Here is an 18134-nt window from a genome sequence, read left to right as displayed (position 1 = left end):
CGCGGCGGGGCCAAAGGCGGGAACGGGTCTGCTCCGTCAGCGTTACGGGGTGGGCAAAAGGCCGGGGGTTCCGGCTGACAGGAGACATATATGACGAAGCATCTGTTCACCGCTATGGCCACTGGCATCGCATTGATGGCCGCTGTGCCGGCAATCGCACAGCAGGGAGGATCGACGGTGACGACGGCTACGACGCAGGGACCGATTCTGAGCTTCAGCGTCGATCAGGAGGTGCGCTCGCGCCCCGATCGCGCCAGCATCGGCGCGGGCGTGACGAACACGGCGCCGACCGCGGTCGAGGCGCTGCGCGCAAACAGCGTCGCGATGGAAAAGCTTGTTGCCGCAGCCAAAAAGCGCGGCATCAAGGCCGAAGACATCCAGACGAGCGGCATCAACCTGTCGCCGCAGTACGACTATAACAATCAGGGCAATGGCCAGCCGCCGCGCTTCATCGGCTATCAGGTCAGCAACACCGTGCGCGTCACCACGGACGAAATCGGCAAGCTGGGCGAACTGCTCGACGCGCTGGTTGCAGCGGGTGGCACCAATGTGGACGGACCCTATTTCGCGATGAGGGATCCCGACGCGATGCTCGTCCCGGCGCGCAAGGCGGCGTTCGACGAGGCCAATGCCAAGGCGGCGGATTATGCGCGTCTTGCGGGTTATCGCTCGGCGGAGCTGGTTTCGGTCACCGAAGGCAGCGCGTTTCAGGGGCCGCGGCCGATGCCTTTCGCCATGGACGCGCGCGTCGCCAATCAATCGGCGAAGGCAGTGATCGAGCCGGGGCAGGTCGCCAATACGCTGACGCTGAGCTTTCAGTACAAGCTGGTTCGCTGAACCACCTGGGGGAGTTGGGCTTAACCCAGCTCCCCTTCGGCCCACGGCCAGGGGCGTTCGCGGAACCATTTGGTGATGATATATTTGCGCCCCTTTCGCACCTTCATCCCGTGGTGAAGCGTGTCGGGGTTGGGGGTGCCGTCGGCGCGGACGTTGTTCCAGGCGAGCAGCTTGCCGACCTCTGGCTGGTGCATCTTGCCGGTTGCGAGGAAGCGCGTGGCGCCGCCCGCTGCAGGTTCGTTGAGATAGATCATCAACGTCCAGCTGCGCTGGCCGGGAACCGCGCAATACAGATCCCAGTCGGCGCCGTCGGGATCGAAATAGTCGGTGTGCGCCTTGAACTCCTCGCCGACGTCATAGCGCTGGCCCTGGAGCGGTTCGCCATAGGGGTGCGGAATGCCGGTGAGCGCGTGGAGCCGGTCGTTCACGCCGACGACAAGCGGGTTGCGGTGGTCGAGGTCGCAGGTCGAACTGGTGCGGAACGCTTCGTCGCCGTTCGGGTCGGCGATGGTCGACGGGCGCGCGTCGCCGTCGATCAGCGCCATCAGCCCGGCGCAGGTTTCGGCGTCGAGGAAGCGCGAAAGCATGAACTGCTGAAGCTTTGGAGTCGGCGCGCGCCTGATACCCGGAACGGCAGCGAGCCGTTCGCCCGTGCGGTCGGCGCCCGAGGTCGCCATATCGACATGATGATTGCCAGCCATGCGGGGCTTTTAGTGGGGCTGGCCCGCGCGAACAATGCTTGACGAACAGGGGGGGCGCGCCTATCGCCGCGCGCTGTCGCAGGCGGTTTCGCCGGGCATGTGGCGATCATAGCTCAGTTGGTTAGAGCGCCGGTTTGTGGTACCGGAGGTCGCGGGTTCGAGCCCCGTTGGTCGCCCCATTTTCTCGATTTTCACGCCTAGGCGGGATTTGGGGTGACTCGTCACCCCTGTTGCATTATTACGTCTCCACGTAATTTTTTAACGCGAGGAAAAGCCATGTCCGCTGTGTGGGATTTCGCCGATTTCGACGATCATGAGCATGTCCACATGTTCCGCGATCGTGCCAGCGGACTGACGGCGGTCATCGCGGTCCATTCGACCCACCTTGGCCCCGGCGCGGGCGGCGTGCGATACTGGCATTATCCGCAGCGCGCCGCCGCGATCACCGACGCGCTGCGCCTGTCGCGCGGCATGAGCTACAAGAATGCGATGGCGGGCCTGCCGATGGGCGGCGGCAAGGGCGTGATCCTGGCCGACGAAAATGGCGCCAAGACCCCTGAACTGCTCGCGGCCTTTGGCCGCGCCGTCGATTCGCTCGGCGGCGCCTATGTGACCGCCGAGGATGTCGGCATCACCGACGCCGACATGGTCGAGATCGCCAAGCAGACGAAGCATGTCAGCGGGCTGCCCGTGGCGAGCGGCGAGGCCGGCGGCGATCCCGGCCCGCTGACCGCGCTGGGCGTCTATCTGGGCGTCAAGGCGGCGATCAAGCAGGGCCTGGGCGCCGACGATGCCAAGGGCGTGCGCGTCGCGATCCAGGGTGTCGGCAGCGTCGGCGGCGGCGTCGCGCGGCGGCTGGCGGCCGAAGGCGCGAAACTGACGCTCGCCGACGTCAATCTGGCGCGCGCGAAAGCGCTGGCCGAGGAACTGGGCGCCGACCTGGCCGATTCGGCGGCGATCATGGAGGTCGAGGCCGACGTGCTGAGCCCCAATGCGCTCGGCGCGATCCTGACCGAACGGAGCATCGAGAAGCTGCGCGTGCCGATCGTCGCGGGCGGCGCGAACAATCAGCTTGCGACCGCAGCCGACGGCCAGCGCATCCACGACCGCGGCATCGTCTATGCCCCCGATTATGTGATCAACGCCGGCGGTATCATCAACGTCGCGCTGGAATATCTGGGGCAGGGTAGCCGCGAAGAAGTCGAAAGCCGCATCCACCTGATCCCCGGCCGGCTGGCGGAGATCTGGGCCGAGAGCAAGGCGAGCGGAACGCCGGCGTCGGTCGTGGCCGACCGGATGGCGCAGAAGCTGATCGGGCGGGGGTAAATTAGCCTCCCCATTTTCGTTCGTGCCGAGATTGTCGAGGCAGCGTTCTTCTTTCTTCGACCGTTGCAAGAGAAGAACGGCGCTTCGACAGGCGCCGCGCGAACGGAGTGGGTGGCAGGGCCATTCAAATCCGCTAAGCCTCCTTCCCGATGAAACGGCATTTCTATCTGGTCGCGGGCTGGGCGTCGCTGGGGCTTGGCGCGATCGGCGCGTTCCTGCCGCTGTTGCCGACGGTGCCGTTCGTCATTCTGGCCGCCTTTTGCTTCGCCAACTCGTCGCCGCGGCTGGAGGCCTGGCTGCTCGATCACCCGCATTTCGGGCATCATATCGTCGCGTGGCGCGAGAAGGGCGCGATCAGCCGCAAGGGCAAGATCGCGGCAAGCGTGGCGTTCGCGGTGAGCATCGTGCTGGCAGCGATCTTTTCGCCCTGGCCGTGGGTGATGGCGCCGGTGATCGCCGCGGCAGTGACCGGAAGCTGGATATGGACGCGGCCGGAGGGGTGATCGGTCAAAGATGATTTTCGTCATTCCCGCGAAAGCGGGAACCCAGCGAGCGAACGTTGCAACTGGGTTCCCGCTTTCGCGGGAATGACGAAGAGAGGAGTGGCGATCCGGCACACCAGGAGTGTCCGGAAGCTTGACGTCACGCCCCGCCCGCGCAACAGAGGCGCCGCCGGGTCGCGCCGGGGCAATTCACTGGACCGATAAATCGGCCTCACCTAAAGACGACGCGAAACCGATGCACGCTTACGCCAACCCGACCCGCTTTCTGGCGATTGCCAAGCCGCTGACGCCATGGCTGCTCGGCGTCGGGCTTTTGCTCGTGCTCGCGGGGGCCTGGGCGGGGCTGATGCTGGTGCCGGGCGAGGCCAAGCAGGGCGAGACCGCCCGCATCCTGTATGTTCATGTGCCGTCGGCCTGGCTGGGCATGGGCGGCTGGACCGCGTTGGCGGTTGCGGGGCTGGTGCAGCTTGTGTGGCGCCATCCGCTGTCGGGGATCGCGGCGCGCGCGATCGCGGTGCCCGGCATGCTGTTTTGTGCGCTGTGCCTTGCGACCGGATCGATCTGGGGCCGCCCTACCTGGGGGACCTGGTGGGAATGGGACGGGCGGATGACCTCGATGCTCGTCCTGCTGTTCCTTTATGCGGGGTTCGTTGCGTTGACGAGCGGCGATGAGGGCCAGCGGCAGGGCGGATCGCTGTCGCGCGGCGCCGCCATCTATGCGCTGGTGGGCGCGATCAACATCCCGATCATCAACCGTAGCGTCGTGTGGTGGAACAGCCTGCACCAGGGACCAAGCATCACGCTGGGCGGTTCGTCGATCGACGGCGCGCTGCTCTGGCCTTTGGGCTTGACCGTATTGGGTTTTTCGCTGCTATTCGGCGCCATCGTGCTGATGCGGATGCGGCGGATCATCGCCGACAATCGCGTTGCGGCGCGGCTGCGGCGGCTCGCCGACGACGAGGAAAGCTGAGCGATGACAGGGGTGATCAGCGGGGGCGGACAATGGGCGTTTGTTGCCGCCGCTTATGCTTTGACTGCGCTGCTGACCGGCGTCGTGCTGTGGACCAGCTGGCGCGCGATGAAAAAGGCCGAGCGGCGCAGCGACGCTTTGCGTAAGAACCGCACATGAAAGCAAAGCATCAGCGGCTGATTCTGGCGCTCGTCGCGTTGGGCGGCATCGCGGGGGCCGGCGTGCTCGGCGCGAGCGCGCTGCGCGACGAAGCCGCCTATTTCCGCACGCCCGTCGAAGTGAAAGCCGGCAAGACCGTCGTCGGCGAGCCGATGCGACTGGGCGGCATGGTCGCCGCGGGCAGCATCAAGCGACAGGCCGACGGGCTGACGATCGATTTCGTCGCGACCGACGGCAAGGCCTCGATCCCGGTGCAGTTCAAGGGCATCGTCCCCGACCTGTTCGCCGAAAATTCGGGCATGGTCGCCGACGGCCGGATGCGCGCCGACGGGACCTTCGTCGCCGACCGCATCCTGGCGAAGCACGACGAACGCTATATGCCGCCGCAAATGGGCGAGATGCCGAAGAATATGAAGGTGGCGCCGAAGGTATGATGACCCTGTACCGTCGCCCCCGCGAAGGCGGGGGCCGTTGGAGGCCTGCTCCAGCGCCGCTGTGCAAAACGACTGCGGCCCCCGCCTTCGCGGGGGCGACGGATCTTTTGCCGGGCGTTTACCAATGATCGCCGAACTGGGCCTGGCCCTGCTGTGGATCGCGGCGGCGCTGGCGAGCCTGTCGCTGGTCGCGGGCGTATTTTACCTGCGCAGCGGCAAGGACGATCTGGCCGCGCTGGTCCGCCCGGCGAGCGTGGCGCAGGGCGTGCTGACCGCGGTGTCCTTTGCCTTGCTGATCACGCTGTTCGTGCGTTCGGACATGTCGGTCGAACTGGTCGCGCGCAACAGCCACAGCCTGAAGCCGATGCTGTTCAAGGTCGCGGGCGCCTGGGGCAATCATGAAGGGTCGATGCTGCTGTGGCTGACGATCCTGGGCGTATCGGGCGCGCTGGTCGCGATCTTCGAGAAAAGGCTGCGCAATGACACGCTGATCGCGACTTTGGCGGCACAGGCGGCGCTCAGCCTGGGTTTCTTTGCTTTCCTGCTGTTTTCGTCGAACCCGTTCAAGCGATTGCCGGTTGCGCCGCCCGATGGGCAGGGGCTCAATCCGCTGCTCCAGGACCCTGGGCTCGCCTTCCATCCGCCGACGCTCTATGTGGGCTATGTCGGAATTTCGATCGCCTTCAGCTTTGCCGTCGGGGCGCTGATCACGCGCGAGATCGGTCCGGCCTTTGCCCGCGCGATGCGGCCGTGGGTGCTGGGCAGCTGGATCTTCCTGACGCTCGGCATCACCGCGGGCAGCTATTGGGCCTATTATGAGCTCGGCTGGGGCGGCTGGTGGTTCTGGGACCCGGTCGAGAATGTGTCGCTGATCCCCTGGCTCGCGGGGACGGCGCTGCTCCACTCGGTCGCCGTGACGGCAACGCGCAACGCGCTGCGCGCCTGGACGGTGATGCTGGCGGTGATCGCCTTTTCGATGTCGATGGTCGGTACGTTCATCGTCCGGTCGGGGCTGCTGACCAGCGTCCACAGCTTTGCAGTCGATCCCGAGCGCGGAACGTTCCTGCTCGCGCTGATGGCGATCTATATCGGCGGCGCGCTGACTCTGTTCGCGTTTCGCGCCGGAACGGTCGCCGAGGGCAAGAAGTTCGCGTTGATGAGCCGTGAGGGATCGCTGGTGATCAACAATCTGTTGCTCACGACGATTCTGGCGCTCGTGCTGCTCGGCACGCTCTATCCGATCGTCGCCGAAGCGATGGGCGAGAAGATTTCGGTCGGGCCGCCCTATTACAACAAGGTCGCGGGACCGCTGGCGCTGATCCTGTGCCTCGTGATGGTCACGGGGCCGCTGCTGAGCTGGCGCCGGGACGACGGCAAGAAGCTGTGGACGCGGCTGCCCGTCGCGATCTTTGCCGGTGCGCTGGTGCTGTTCGGGCTCGTGCTGTTCGGCGGCAAGGTCGGCGTGCTGCCGCTGCTGGGGATGACGGTCGCGGGCGTCGTTGCGGTCGCGAGCCTGGCGCCGCTTTGGAAGCGCAATCTTCGCCGCACCCCGCTGCCGACATGGGGCATGGTGATCGCGCATTTCGGCATCGCTGTTGCGCTCGCCGGGATGGCGGCCGAAAGCGCCTTCATCAAGGAACGGCTGGTCGCCGCAGCGCCGGGCGAGACGGTGAAAGTCGACGATTTTTCGGTGAAGTTCGCCGGGGTCAAGCCGGTCGCCGGACCGAACTTTACCGCGATCCGCGGGACGCTGATCGCGACGACGTCTTCGGGTGCGTCGTTCACGCTGCACCCCGAAGCGCGGACGTTTCCCGGCCTGATGGGGACGGCGCCGACCGAGACCAACGAAGCCGCGCTGCTGACGCGGCCGGGCGGACAGCTTTACGTCGTCCTCGGCCAGCCGGTGCCGAGCGCCGATGGGCTGTCGGCCGACCGCTATCAGCTGCGCCTGTGGTGGAAGCCGCTGGTGTGGTGGATCTGGCTGGGCGGTGCGCTGATCGCGATCGGTGCGTCGCTGTCGCTGCTCGGCCGCGCGCAATTGCTGGAAATCTGGCGCGCGCGGCGCGCGCGTAAGGCGCAGGAGCGCTTCGCATGAAGAAGAGCTGGGTCCTGTTCGCGCCGCTGGCGATCATGGCGTTGCTGTTCGGCGCTTTCATCTATCGCCTGACGGTGCCCGCCGAGACGCTGATCCAGTCGCAATGGATCAACAAGCCGATGCCGCTGTTCGACCTGCCGCCCGCGACCGCGGGGGTCGAGGGACTGAAGAGCAGCCAGCTGGCCGACGGGCGGCCGCGGCTGGTCAACGTGTTTGCGAGCTGGTGCATTCCGTGCCGCGCCGAAGCGCCGCAGCTCGAGGCGCTGAAAGCCGCGGGGGTGCCGATCGACGGCATCGCGATCCGCGACCGGCCCGACGATGTCGCGCAGTTCCTGCAGGAAAACGGCAATCCGTTCGAGCGCATCGGGTCCGACCAGCAAAGCAGCGTGCAGATCGCGCTGGGTTCGTCGGGGGTGCCCGAGACCTTCCTGATCGACGGCAAGGGGATCATCCGCGAGCAGATCCAGGGCGTGATCCTGGCCGAGCAGGTGCCCGAAATCGTCGCCAAGCTGGAGGCGATGAAGTGAGCGTGCGGCAGCTTCTTTCAACTGGTTTCCCCGCGAAGGCGGGGATCCAGAGAGGCAAGAAGCCGGCGCGACAAAACCTCGCCCTGGACCCCCGCCTTCGCGGGGGAGCACGGGTGTTTTTGGTTTCGCTGCTGATCCTATTACCCTTCCCCGCAACCGCCCAGGACCGCCTGCCACCCGCACCCTATGCCTATCAACAGCTGCGCGATCCGGCGCAGGAAGCGAAGGCTAAGGCGTTGATGGAGACGCTGCGCTGTCTGGTTTGTCAGGGGCAGTCGATCGCCGACAGCGATGCGCCGCTGGCGGGCGACATGCGGCACGAGGTGCGCACGAAGATCGCCGCGGGGGAGGACCCCGATGCGATCCGTAAATGGCTCGTCGCGCGCTATGGCAATTGGGTGAGCTATGATCCGCCGTTCGATGCGGCGACCGCGCTGCTGTGGCTTGGGCCTTTGCTGTTTCTCGCGCTCGGCGGCTGGCTGGCGTTCGGGCGGTTTCGCCGCGGCGACGCCGACGGGGAGGATGCGGCATGATCTGGGTGTGGATCCTCATCGCAGCCGCGCTGACGGCCGGCGGCATCTTCTGGATCGGCAAGCTGCCCGCGGTCTCGCGGCCGCTGGCCGGGGCGGCGATCATGCTGGGGCTTGCGGGTTATGCGTTGCAGGGCAGTCCGTCGCTGGCCGGCAAGCCGGTGGCGAAGGCCGCCGAATCCGAAGGGTTCGGCGAAGCGCTTACCGACCGGCAGCAGGGCATGGCCGACCGGTTCGGTCCGGCGGCGCAATGGATCGGCATGTCGGACGGCTTCATGCGCACGGGCAAGACCGAGCTCGCCTCGCAAGCGCTTGAAAAGGGGCTGGAGAAATATCCCGACAATGTCGACCTGTGGGTCGGGCTGGGCAACGCGCTCGTCGCGCATGGCGGCGGTGTGATGTCGCCTGCGGCCGCGCTGGCTTTCGACGAGGCCGCGAAACGCGATCCGTCGCATCCGGCGCCGCCCTTTTTTGCCGGACTCGCGATGGCGCAGAGCGGTGACTTGAAGGGCGCGGATGCCGTGTGGAGCCAGCTTCTGGCGCGATCGCCCGCCGGTGCGCCATGGCGGCCTGACCTGGAACTCAGGCTTTCGCAGCTTCGCGAGGCGATGGGACCGGTCTTGCCGCCCGAGACGCAGGCCGCGCCCTAGAGATGCGTTCCGAATTGGAACCTATTCACTCTGCGCAGGCTCGTCTAAAGGCGCGCAATGACTGCTGAGTCGCAACAGGCGGCGAGCGGGTCGGGCATCGCCCCGACTGCTGCCGCCGAAACGGTCCATTACGGCCACGGACATCATTCGGATGGCAAGCTGAAGCTTGCCGTCGGCGCGGTGGGCGTGGTGTTCGGCGACATTGGCACGAGCCCGCTTTACGCGTTTCGCGAGACCTTTGCGGGCCATCATTCGATCGAGGCCGACCAGCTGCACATCTATGGCGTGCTGAGCCTGGTGTTCTGGTCGATGATGCTGGTCGTGACGTTCAAATATGTGCTGACGATCATGAAGGCCGACAACAAGGGCGAGGGGGGCAGCCTAGCCCTGCTCGCGCTGATCAGCCGGCAATCGGAAGGCAAGCGCTGGACGTGGCCGATCGTGCTGCTCGGCGTGTTCGCGACCGCGCTGTTCTATGGCGACAGCATGATCACGCCGGCAATGTCGGTGCTGTCGGCGACCGAGGGCCTGCAATATGTAAGCCGCGGGTTCGAGCCCTATATCGTGCCGATCGCGCTGGCGATCCTGATCGGCATCTTCGCGATCCAGTCGCGCGGGACGGCGAAGGTGGGCATGTTGTTCGGCCCGATCATGCTGCTGTATTTCGCGATGCTCGCGGTGCTGGGCGTGATGCACATCGTCGATCATCCGACGATCGTCATGCACACGCTGAACCCGGTCAACGCGCTGCGCTTTTTCTATTACGACGGGTTCACCGCGTTCATCGCGCTGGGCGCCGTGGTGCTAGCCGTGACCGGCGCCGAGGCACTCTATGCCGACATGGGGCATTTCGGGCGCGCGCCGATCGGACTGAGCTGGCTGGCCTTCGTGCTTCCGGCGCTGATGCTGAACTATATGGGGCAAGGCGCGATGGTGCTGGCCGCCGAAGTCGCGCCGACCGCGCAGCTTGTCCAGGATCCCTTCTTCCTGATGATGCCCGAGGCGTGGAAAGTGCCGGTCGTCATCCTCGCGCTGCTCGCGACGATCATCGCGAGCCAGGCGGTGATTTCGGGCGCCTTCTCGCTGACCCAGCAGGCGATCCAGCTGGGCTTTATCCCGCGCCTGCGCGTCGAGCATACGAGCGCGTCGGCGCAGGGGCAGATCTATATTCCGGTCGTGAACTGGTTCCTGATGATCATGGTGATCATCCTCGTCCTCTTCTTCGGATCTTCGAGCAACCTGGCCGCGGCCTATGGCATCGCGGTGACGGGCGCGATGTTCATCGATACTTGTTTGATGAGCGTCGTGCTGTTCGTGCTGTGGCGCTGGCCGGCATGGAAGGCGTTGCCGGTGCTCGCCGTCTTCTTCATCGTCGATATCGCCTATTTCGGCGCCAACCTGATCAAGGTGCCCGACGGTGGCTGGGTGCCGCTGGCGATCGGCATGATCATCTTCACGATGCTGACCACCTGGTCGCGCGGACGCAAGCTGATGCAGCAGGAAATGGCCGAGGGCGCGATGCCGATCCCGGTGTTCGTGAAGTCGGCGGCGAACAGCGCGACGCGCGTGCCGGGCACCGCGGTCTTCATGACCTCGAGCTCCGACGGCGTGCCGCACGCGCTGCTGCATAACCTCAAGCACAACAAGGTGCTGCACGAGCGGATCATCCTGCTCACGATCAAGATTGCCGACGTGCCCTTCGTTCCCGAAGCCAAGCTGTGCCAGCTCGACGCACTGGGGCAGGGGTTTCACCGGCTGATCCTGAATTATGGCTTCATGCAGCCGGTCGATGTGCCCGAGGCGTTGAAGCGCACCACCGGATGCGGCGGCGAATTCAAGATGCTCGAGACGAGCTTCTTCCTCTCGCGCCAGACGCTGATCGCCGCGAGCAAGCCGGGCATGCCGATCTGGCGTGAAAAGCTGTTCGCCTGGATGCTGCGAAATTCGGAAAGCGCGATGGAATATTTCCGCCTGCCGACGAACCGCGTGGTCGAACTGGGCAGTCAGGTCGCGATCTGACCCGATAGGCGCTTTGGCGCTATAGCCGGACCTTCGCTTCGAGTTCGCGGCGCGCAGCGATATATTGCGCCTCCAGCTCGGCAACGAACTCGGCGACCGGGCGCACGGCGGTGACGGGGCCGATGCCCTGGCCCGACCCCCAGATGTCCTTCCACGCCTTGACCTTGGTGTTGCCGCCCGAGCCGAAGTTCATTGTCTTGAGGTCGCCTTCGGGCAGGTTGTCGGGATCCATGCCCGCCGACACGATCGACTGGCGAAGATAATTGCCGTGCACGCCGGTGAAGAGGTTCGAATAGACGATGTCGCCCGCGCGGCCCTCGACGATGCCATTCTTGTAGCCGTCCTCGGCATTGGCTTCGGCGGTCGCGATGAAGGCGCTGCCGATATAGGCGAGGTCGGCGCCGCAGGCCTGCGCGGCGAGGATCGAGCGGCCATGGCCGATGGCGCCCGACAGCGCGACGGGGCCGTCGAACCATTCGCGAATTTCCTGCACCAGCGCAAAGGGCGACTGGCGGCCGGCGTGGCCCCCGGCCCCCGCCGCGACGGGGATCAGGCCGTCGGCCCCCTTTTCGACAGCCTTGCGCGCAAAACGGTCGTCGATGACATCGTGGAGCGTAATGCCGCCCCAGCTGTGCACCGCCTGGTTGAGCTCTTCGCGCGCACCCAAGGAGGTGATCGTGATCGGCACCTTCCACTTGGCGCAGGTCGCGATGTCCTGTTCGAGGCGGTCGTTGGATTTATGGACGATCTGGTTGACGGCATAGGGTGCCGACAGCCGGTCGGGATTGTCGCGGTCCCATGCCGCAAGCTCTTCGGTGATCTGGTGCAGCCACTCGTCGAGCAAGGTCTGCGGGCGCGCGTTGAGCGCCGGGAAGCTGCCGACGACGCCGGCCTTGCACTGTGCGATGACCAGCTCGGGGCCCGAAACGATGAACAGCGGCGAGCCGATGACGGGCAGGCGCAGGCGGTCGAAGATCGGGGGAAGGGCCATGAATCACTCTCTCAAGTTGCGGATTGAAACTTACCTTAACGTAAAGGGAAGGTCGTGCAAGAGGGGATCAGCTGACGATATCGCTAGCGATCGTCCGCTGAAATAATGTGTGCGCCCGCGGAGGCGGGGGCGCATCACCTGGTGGCGCTATCATGAAATGGCGGAAGATGGGTCCCCGCCTTCGCGGGGACACTGCGCTCTTCTCAAACCACCGCCCGATTGCGGCTGGCCTTGAAGGCGAAATAGCCGAGGGCGACCATCAGGACCAGCAGGCCGCCCTGGGCGAGAGCGAACGGCGGCTCGTTGCCATTGGGCGCCAGGGCGTTGAGCGCGGGGACCTTCAGGAAGGATTGCACGATCAGCACGAACAGGTTGAGCCAGAGACAGATCGTTGCGGTGACCGCATAAATCGGTGCAGCACCGCCGGCGAGCTTGCGGCCGTACCAGGCCCAGAAAGCGACCGCGAGGATCAGCGTAGACAAGATGCCAACGCCCAGCGCCGGCGTGAAGGCGACAATCGGGAAGAGGAAGCCGGTCAGGTTGGTGAGCTGTGTGAACCAGAGGAAAATGACGTTCGTGCGGGGCAGGACGCGGCCTCGGGCAAAAGCGGGAAGCGCGATGAGGCCGGCGAGGATGCCGACAAGGCTGATCAAGACATGCAGCGTGGTGAATTGCGGGATGGTCAAACCGAGGATCATGACACGTCTCCTTAAAAGGCGAGGAGGCGCGGTGGGGGAGCCGCGCCTCTTCCTTATCAGCTGTTGATGAAGTCGAGAAGGTCGGCGTTGAACCGGTCCTGTTCGGTGACCGTCAGGCCGTGGGCGCCGCCGGCATAAACCTTGAGCACCGCCTGCTTGACGATCTTTACCGTCGACAGCGCAGCGGCGCCGATCGGCACGATCTGGTCGTCGTCGCCATGGAGGACGAGCGTCGGCTTGTCGAACTTCTTGAGATCCTCGTTGAAGTCGCTCTCCGAGAAAGCGCGGATGCTGTCGAGAAGGCCCTTGAGGCCGCCGTTCATGCCTTGGCGGACGAATTCATCGCGGACGGCTTCGCTGACCGTCGCGCCGTCACGGTTATAGCCATAGAAGGGGAGCGTCAGGTCCTTGAAGAACTGCGCGCGGTTGTCGAAGGTGCCCTTGCGGATGCCGTCGAAAACGTCGAGCGGCAGGCCGCCGGGATTGGCTTCGGTCTTGAGCATCAGCGGGGGAACCGCGCCGATCAACGCGACCTTGGCAACGCGGGCAGTGCCATGGCGACCGATATAGCGGGTGACTTCGCCGCCGCCGGTCGAGTGGCCGACGAGGATGACGTCCTTCAGGTTCAGCTGTTCGATCAGCTCGCCAAGGTCGTCGGCATATTGGTCCATATTATTATTGTCCCAGACCTGGTCCGACCGGCCGTGGCTGCGGCGATCGTGGGCGATGGTGCGGAAGCCCTGGTTTGCGAAGAACACCATCTGGGCGTCCCAGGCGTCGGCGCTGAGCGGCCAGCCGTGCGAGAAGACGATCGGCTGCCCGTCCTTCGGACCCCAGTCCTTGTAGAAGATGTGCGTGCCGTCATTGGTGGTGATCGTGGTCATGTCATGGTTCCTTTCGCTTCGTGAAAGACGGGTCGTCCGCCGGTGAAAACAGAGATAGGCCGGTCCGGGGTTGTGCGGGATTGGCGGACACGACATTATGCGGGCCGATTGCGAAACGAGAGCGACGAGGGGACGCGATATGCCGAAACTGAAGGTGCCCGACGCCCCGTCTACACTGATCGAGGTCGGGATGATGCTGTATCCCGATTGCCAGATCGGCATGGTCCACGGGATCACCGACCTGTTCCACATCGCGGGACGGTTTGCGGTCGATCATGGGCGCGCACCGATACGTGCGAGCCACTGGCGATTGCAGGACGGCGGCGGCTTCGCGCGCTGTTTCGACAGCCATCCTGACGAGCCCGCCAGCAATTCGCCCGCAGTGATCATTGCGCCGGGGAGCCTGCACAAGCTGCTCGAGGCCGAGGAGGTCGCGCCCTATGCGCGCTGGCTGCTCGATCGGCACGCGCAGGGCACGACATTGGCGTCGAATTGCGGCGGGTCGTTCGCGCTCGCGGCGACGGGTCTGCTGAGCGGCCGGCCGGCGACGACACACTGGTACTTCGCCGAGGAGTTCCGCACACGCTTTCCCGACGTACGGCTCGAAGCCGACCGGATGGTGATCGACGACGGCGATATCGTCACGGCAGGCGGGTTGATGGCGTGGACCGACCTGGGGCTGCGCATCGTCGAACGGCTTCTGGGGCCGTCGGTGATGATGGAGACGGCGCGCTTCCTGCTGATCGACCCATCGGGGCGCGAACAGAAAAATTATGCCAGCTTCGCGCCGAAGCTGACGCATGGCGACGAGGCGATTCTGAAGGTCCAGCACTGGTTGCAATCGCGAGGCGCCGGGCCCGTCACGCTTCCCGAGATGGCAGGCGAGGCCGGGATGGAGGAGCGCACGTTCCAGCGACGTTTCAAGGCCGCGACGGGCATGACGCCGGTCGAATATGTCCAGCATATCCGCGTCGGCAAGGCGCGCGAGCTGCTCGAATTCACCAAGCGAACGGTCGACCAGATCGCCTGGTCGGTCGGCTATGAGGATGCTGCGGCGTTCCGCAAACTCTTTCACCGCATCACCGGCCTGGCGCCGCAGGAATATCGCCAGCGCTTTTCGGCGCCGCATCCGTTGGCGGAGGTCGCGTGATGCGCGCGGTCGCGCTTGCCGCCGCGCTGCTGGTTGCGGGACCCGTCGTTGCGCAGGAGGCGCCCGCGGAAATCCCCGTCGCCGAGCCGGCAGCCCTTGCGGCGGTGCCGGTCGAGGTCGCGACGCGGACCGAAGCCGACGGCACGGTAACGATGACGCACAGCGCGTTCGTGGCGGCGCCGCCTGCCGAGGTGTGGGCCGCCGTCTCGACGCCCGAGGGCTGGACGACGTGGGCGGTGCCGCTCGCGCGCTGGGCGGAAGGCGAAACCGGCATCCTGGAAACGAGCTATGACCCCGCCGAACTGGCGGGGGGACCGGGAGCGATCTGGCAGCAGTTCGTCGCGCATATTCCCGGGCGGCTGCTTGTGTTCCGCACGATCAAGGCGCCCGACGGCTTTCCGCACTGGGATGATTATAAGAAGGTCACGGGAATTTTCGAGCTGGCGCCCGAGGGCGAGGGTACGCGTTTGCGGCTGACGTCGACGGGCTATCCCGATAGCGAGGGCGGCCGCGCGCTCGTCGCATTTTTCGCGAAGGGCAATGCCGCGACGCTCGAAAGTCTTCAGCGCCGCTTCGTCGATGGGCCAAAGGTCTGGGTGCCGGCACCGGCCGGATGACGCCGATCGGCGGCGCTCCGTCGCGCGGCCGCGATGCCGTTGGTCGATTCGGAGGGGGCGCCCGTCGAAAGCGGCGGCGGGTCATGCCTCTGCCATGCGAATGAAATAGCACCGATTTTATGAGGTCGCCGACGCTGTGGGGGCGCCGACCCGACAAGGCCGCATGTGCGGCAAGGAGACACATAGCCGATCAATCTTCGCCCGGTGGCGGTCACAGCCTTTCGGCTTGCTCGCGGCCCCTTCGCATCCCCCCAACGAAGGTCTTCCCCTTGTGAAAATCCCCCCCGACAATCGAGACGATCGGCCGCGCGGCGGCTGCGATTGTCTGCCGCGCCCGACCGATGCCGGACAGGAGCGCGCTGCCGTGCCGCAGCCCGAGCCGCGGCCGACCGACACCTACATGCTGCGTTATGAGGACCGCTGGTTCGGACTGGAGAAGCGCGTGACGTTCGAGGCCGAGGATGTTGCGGCGGCGCTCGCGCTGATGGAGCACGAGCCGATCGGCAGCTGGGCCGAACTGACGAAGGATGGCGAAACCGTGTGCCGCCGGGGGCGGACCCCCAGCGGCGACACCGACTATTGGACGGTCGACTGACCGTCGGCGGAGAGGCTCAAAAGCGCTCGCCGACCATCTCTTCGCTCTTTGCCCACAGCGCCTTGGCGGTTTCGGCGTCGAGCGCATAGGCGCGCACGCCGGCGCGCACGCCTTCGCCTTCGACGAGGTCGGCGACGTGGCAATCCTCGCAATAGCGGCCGCCGACCGCGTCGGCATTGGCGACGACCGCAGCCCAGACCGACGTCGCGGCCCCTTGTGGGATAGATTTGAATTCGAAGGTTTCGGCGCCCGATTCCTTCGCGGCTGCGTTGATCCGCTCGACCAGCGCTTCGAGATCGCCGGGCGAGAGATGGCGGCCGAGTTCGGTGTGGATGCCGCCCGGATGGAGCGCGACGCCGCGGATGCCGCGGTCCTTGTGGCGCCGGTCGAATTCGACCGCGAAGAGGATGTTCGCGGTCTTCGCGCGGCCATAAGCGATCCACGGATCATAATCGCCGCGGTCGAAGTTCGGATCGTCGAGGTCGACGTTCGAGAAGCGGTGTCCCGACGACGCCAGGCTGACGAGGCGGCCGCCCTCCTTGATCAGCGAGGCGATGCGGTTGACGAAGGTGAAGTGGCCGAGGTGGTTGGTGCCGAACTGCGTTTCGAAACCGTCGACGGTCTTGCCGAAAGGCGCAGCCATCACGCCGGCGTTGGTGATGATGACGTCGAACGTGCGACCGTCGGCGACCAGCTTGTCGGCGGCAGCGCGAACGCTGGCCAGCGAGGCGAGGTCGAGTTCGATCAGCTCGAAGCTGCCGCCGCCAGCCGCGGCGGCCTCGCGGACTTCGGCGGTCGCGCCTTCGGCCTTGGCAAGGTCGCGCGCGGCGCCGACGACATCGGCGCCGTGAGCGGCGAGGCTGCGCGCGGTTTCGACGCCGAGGCCGGCCGACACGCCGGTGACGAGAATGCGCTTGCCGGTCAGGTCGACGCTCGCAAGCACGTCGTCGGTGGTCGATTTGGCATGGAACTGGGTCATGAGGGACTCCTTGGGATTGCAGGGCGGGGGAGGAATGCCCTGTCCCGCTCAACATAGGCCTTCGCGCGCTTTCGGCGCTGCCCGATCATGGCGTTCGCTTGCCCGATCCTATCAAAGCATGCGCAGCCGCGGAGCCAAAGCTTGCGCGGCGCCCGGCAAAGGCCGATGTCGGCATCATGCAAGACACGCTCGACTCGATCCGCGCTCAAGTGATGCGGCACGTCAATTCCGCCTATTATGAGGCGCCGATCCCGCGCGTCATCATCAGTACGATGACCGAGCCGACGACCGGAACCGCGACGCTGTATGAACCGGTCACCTGCCTGATCCTGCAAGGAACGAAGCAGGTGGTCATCGGCGATGCGGTGGTGAATTACGACGCGTCGAGCTATTTCGTTGCCTCGCTCGACCTGCCGGCAGTCGGCCGCGTGGTCGAGGCGAGCCCCGACAGACCCTATGTCGCCGCTGCTTTACGGATCGACCGCGCGGTGCTTGCCGATCTGATCGCGACGATGCCGGCGGGGTCGATCGGCGTCGAACCGCCGGGCAGCGAACAGCCGGGATTTGCGACCAGCGCGGTGACTCCCGCCTTGCTCGAAGCGTGGGCGGGGCTGCTGGGATTGCTCGACCGGCCCGACGATATTTCGATGCTGGCGCCGATGCGCGAGCGCGAGATCCTCTATCGCCTGCTGCAGGGGCCGCTCGGCGGTCAGCTTTGCCAGATCGCGCAGGAAGACAGCCGCCTGTCGCGCGTCCGCCGCGCGATCGGGTGGATGCGAACGCATTATGACGAGGCGCTGCGCACCACCGCGCTCGCCGATATTGCAGGGATGAGCGTCGCGTCCTTCCACCGCCATTTCAAGGCGGCGACCGCGATGAGTCCGCTGCAATATCAAAAGACGTTGCGCCTTCACGCGGCGCGGCGGTTGCTGGCGAGCGGCGCCGAGGCGAGCCGCACGGCCTATTCAGTGGGTTATGAGAGCGCGTCCCAGTTCAGCCGCGAATACAGCCGCGCGTTCGGTTCGCCGCCGTCGCGCGACGCCGAGCGGTTGCGCGGGATGGCACCGCTCGGCGTCGGGGCGGTCTAGGCCGCAGCGGCCGGCCGGACGGCGCGTGGCCGTCGGTCGGGACCCACCGCGACGAAGATGAAGATTGCCTGCGTCACTTTGTGGCCGTCCTCCGCATGGCGGTCGCGCGCCCAGGTTTCGACCTCGACATGCATCGAAGTGCGGCCGACCTTGATCAGCCGTCCGAACACCGACACCTCGTCGCCGACAAAGACAGGTCGGTGGAAGGTCATCCCTTCCACCGAAATCGTCACCGCGCGGCCGCGTGCATGGAGCGAGGCGACCGAGGACGCGGCAAGGTCCATCTGCGCCATCAGCCAGCCACCGAAGATGTCGCCATAGACATTGGCGTTGGCGGGCATCGCGGTGACGCGGACGGCGGGCTGGCCGTCCGGCATCGCC

General features: G+C 65.9%; 21 protein-coding genes and 1 tRNA gene. 16 read left to right on the top strand and 6 right to left on the bottom strand.

What is annotated here, in order from left to right; translation table 11 throughout:
• Positions 1-90 precede the first annotated feature (90 nt).
• Positions 91-837: an SIMPL domain-containing protein gene (locus ACO055_RS06045; protein WP_422061687.1), complete on the top strand. Its 747-nt coding sequence runs from the start codon at positions 91-93 to the stop codon at positions 835-837.
• A 20-nt stretch (positions 838-857) separates the two neighbouring features.
• Here the strand turns inward: ACO055_RS06045 and ACO055_RS06040 are convergent, their stop codons facing one another.
• On the bottom strand, positions 858-1538 hold the full coding sequence (locus ACO055_RS06040; protein WP_422061686.1) for a prolyl hydroxylase family protein: 681 nt from the start codon (positions 1536-1538) through the stop codon (positions 858-860).
• 102 nt (positions 1539-1640) lie between these two features.
• On the opposite strand from ACO055_RS06040, the gene ACO055_RS06035 reads away from it, so the two are divergent.
• The 11 genes from ACO055_RS06035 (at position 1641) to ACO055_RS05985 (ending at position 10751) form a co-directional block, all read left to right on the top strand.
• Positions 1641-1717, top strand: a tRNA-His gene (locus ACO055_RS06035).
• Positions 1718-1814: 97 nt separating this feature from the next.
• On the top strand, positions 1815-2864 hold the full coding sequence (locus ACO055_RS06030; protein ID WP_422061685.1) for a Glu/Leu/Phe/Val family dehydrogenase: 1050 nt from the start codon (positions 1815-1817) through the stop codon (positions 2862-2864).
• A gap of 149 nt (positions 2865-3013) precedes the next feature.
• Complete coding sequence (locus tag ACO055_RS06025) at positions 3014-3367, top strand: YbaN family protein (protein ID WP_422061684.1); 354 nt, start codon at positions 3014-3016, stop codon at positions 3365-3367.
• Positions 3368-3602: 235 nt separating this feature from the next.
• On the top strand, positions 3603-4337 hold the full coding sequence (ccmC, locus tag ACO055_RS06020) for a heme ABC transporter permease CcmC (RefSeq protein WP_422061683.1): 735 nt from the start codon (positions 3603-3605) through the stop codon (positions 4335-4337).
• A 3-nt stretch (positions 4338-4340) separates the two neighbouring features.
• On the top strand, positions 4341-4496 hold the full coding sequence (locus tag ACO055_RS06015) for a hypothetical protein (RefSeq protein WP_422061682.1): 156 nt from the start codon (positions 4341-4343) through the stop codon (positions 4494-4496).
• Positions 4493-4930, top strand: a complete 438-nt coding sequence (ccmE, locus tag ACO055_RS06010; protein ID WP_422061681.1) for a cytochrome c maturation protein CcmE — start codon at positions 4493-4495, stop codon at positions 4928-4930. Before ACO055_RS06015 ends, ccmE begins: the two co-directional genes overlap by 4 nt.
• A 124-nt stretch (positions 4931-5054) precedes the next feature.
• Complete coding sequence (locus ACO055_RS06005; RefSeq protein ID WP_422061680.1) at positions 5055-7025, top strand: heme lyase CcmF/NrfE family subunit; 1971 nt, start codon at positions 5055-5057, stop codon at positions 7023-7025.
• Positions 7022-7552 carry a DsbE family thiol:disulfide interchange protein gene (locus ACO055_RS06000; RefSeq protein WP_422061679.1) on the top strand — a complete coding sequence of 177 codons (531 nt, stop codon included), beginning with the start codon at positions 7022-7024 and terminating at the stop codon, positions 7550-7552. The genes ACO055_RS06005 and ACO055_RS06000 overlap by 4 nt, the downstream gene beginning before the upstream one ends.
• Before the next feature lie 113 nt (positions 7553-7665).
• Positions 7666-8085, top strand: a complete 420-nt coding sequence (locus ACO055_RS05995; protein ID WP_422061677.1) for a cytochrome c-type biogenesis protein — start codon at positions 7666-7668, stop codon at positions 8083-8085.
• A complete protein-coding gene (locus tag ACO055_RS05990) occupies positions 8082-8732 on the top strand; it encodes a tetratricopeptide repeat protein (protein WP_422061676.1) in 651 nt (216 codons plus the stop codon). Before ACO055_RS05995 ends, ACO055_RS05990 begins: the two co-directional genes overlap by 4 nt.
• Before the next feature lie 57 nt (positions 8733-8789).
• Entirely contained in the window at positions 8790-10751 is a 1962-nt protein-coding gene (locus ACO055_RS05985; RefSeq protein ID WP_422061675.1) for a potassium transporter Kup, read from the top strand.
• A 19-nt stretch (positions 10752-10770) separates the two neighbouring features.
• On the opposite strand, the gene ACO055_RS05980 is transcribed toward ACO055_RS05985, so the two are convergent.
• The 3 genes from ACO055_RS05980 to ACO055_RS05970 all read right to left on the bottom strand — a co-directional run bounded on the left by ACO055_RS05980 (position 10771) and on the right by ACO055_RS05970 (position 13324).
• Positions 10771-11742, bottom strand: coding sequence for an NAD(P)H-dependent flavin oxidoreductase (locus tag ACO055_RS05980; protein WP_422061674.1), 972 nt, complete (start codon positions 11740-11742; stop codon positions 10771-10773).
• A gap of 203 nt (positions 11743-11945) precedes the next feature.
• Positions 11946-12440 (bottom strand): hypothetical protein, encoded by a 495-nt coding sequence (locus ACO055_RS05975; RefSeq protein ID WP_422061673.1) that lies wholly within the window; start codon positions 12438-12440, stop codon positions 11946-11948.
• 56 nt (positions 12441-12496) lie between these two features.
• A complete protein-coding gene (locus ACO055_RS05970) occupies positions 12497-13324 on the bottom strand; it encodes an alpha/beta fold hydrolase (RefSeq protein ID WP_422061672.1) in 828 nt (275 codons plus the stop codon).
• Between the two features lie 139 nt (positions 13325-13463).
• Between ACO055_RS05970 and ACO055_RS05965 the strand changes: the two genes are divergently transcribed.
• The 3 genes from ACO055_RS05965 (at position 13464) to ACO055_RS05955 (ending at position 15686) form a co-directional block, all read left to right on the top strand.
• Positions 13464-14474, top strand: a complete 1011-nt coding sequence (locus ACO055_RS05965) for a GlxA family transcriptional regulator (protein ID WP_422061671.1) — start codon at positions 13464-13466, stop codon at positions 14472-14474.
• Positions 14474-15091 carry an SRPBCC family protein gene (locus ACO055_RS05960; RefSeq protein ID WP_422062428.1) on the top strand — a complete coding sequence of 206 codons (618 nt, stop codon included), beginning with the start codon at positions 14474-14476 and terminating at the stop codon, positions 15089-15091. The genes ACO055_RS05965 and ACO055_RS05960 overlap by 1 nt, the downstream gene beginning before the upstream one ends.
• A 271-nt stretch (positions 15092-15362) precedes the next feature.
• Positions 15363-15686: a hypothetical protein gene (locus ACO055_RS05955; protein WP_422061670.1), complete on the top strand. Its 324-nt coding sequence runs from the start codon at positions 15363-15365 to the stop codon at positions 15684-15686.
• A gap of 16 nt (positions 15687-15702) precedes the next feature.
• Here ACO055_RS05955 and ACO055_RS05950 read toward each other — a convergent pair whose 3' ends face one another.
• Positions 15703-16665 (bottom strand): SDR family NAD(P)-dependent oxidoreductase, encoded by a 963-nt coding sequence (locus ACO055_RS05950; RefSeq protein ID WP_422061669.1) that lies wholly within the window; start codon positions 16663-16665, stop codon positions 15703-15705.
• Between the two features lie 176 nt (positions 16666-16841).
• Between ACO055_RS05950 and ACO055_RS05945 the strand changes: the two genes are divergently transcribed.
• On the top strand, positions 16842-17753 hold the full coding sequence (locus ACO055_RS05945) for an AraC family transcriptional regulator N-terminal domain-containing protein (protein ID WP_422061668.1): 912 nt from the start codon (positions 16842-16844) through the stop codon (positions 17751-17753).
• On the opposite strand, the gene ACO055_RS05940 is transcribed toward ACO055_RS05945, so the two are convergent.
• Positions 17750-18130, bottom strand: coding sequence for an acyl-CoA thioesterase (locus ACO055_RS05940; protein WP_422062427.1), 381 nt, complete (start codon positions 18128-18130; stop codon positions 17750-17752). The two genes, ACO055_RS05945 and ACO055_RS05940, sit on opposite strands and share 4 nt — an antisense overlap.
• Between the last annotated feature and the right edge of the window lie 4 nt (positions 18131-18134).

The sequence above is a fragment of the Sphingopyxis sp. genome, assembly GCF_965227415.1.
In the GTDB taxonomy this organism is placed as follows: Bacteria; Pseudomonadota; Alphaproteobacteria; order Sphingomonadales; family Sphingomonadaceae; genus Sphingopyxis.
This window is presented reverse-complemented; position numbering and strand designations above follow the sequence as displayed.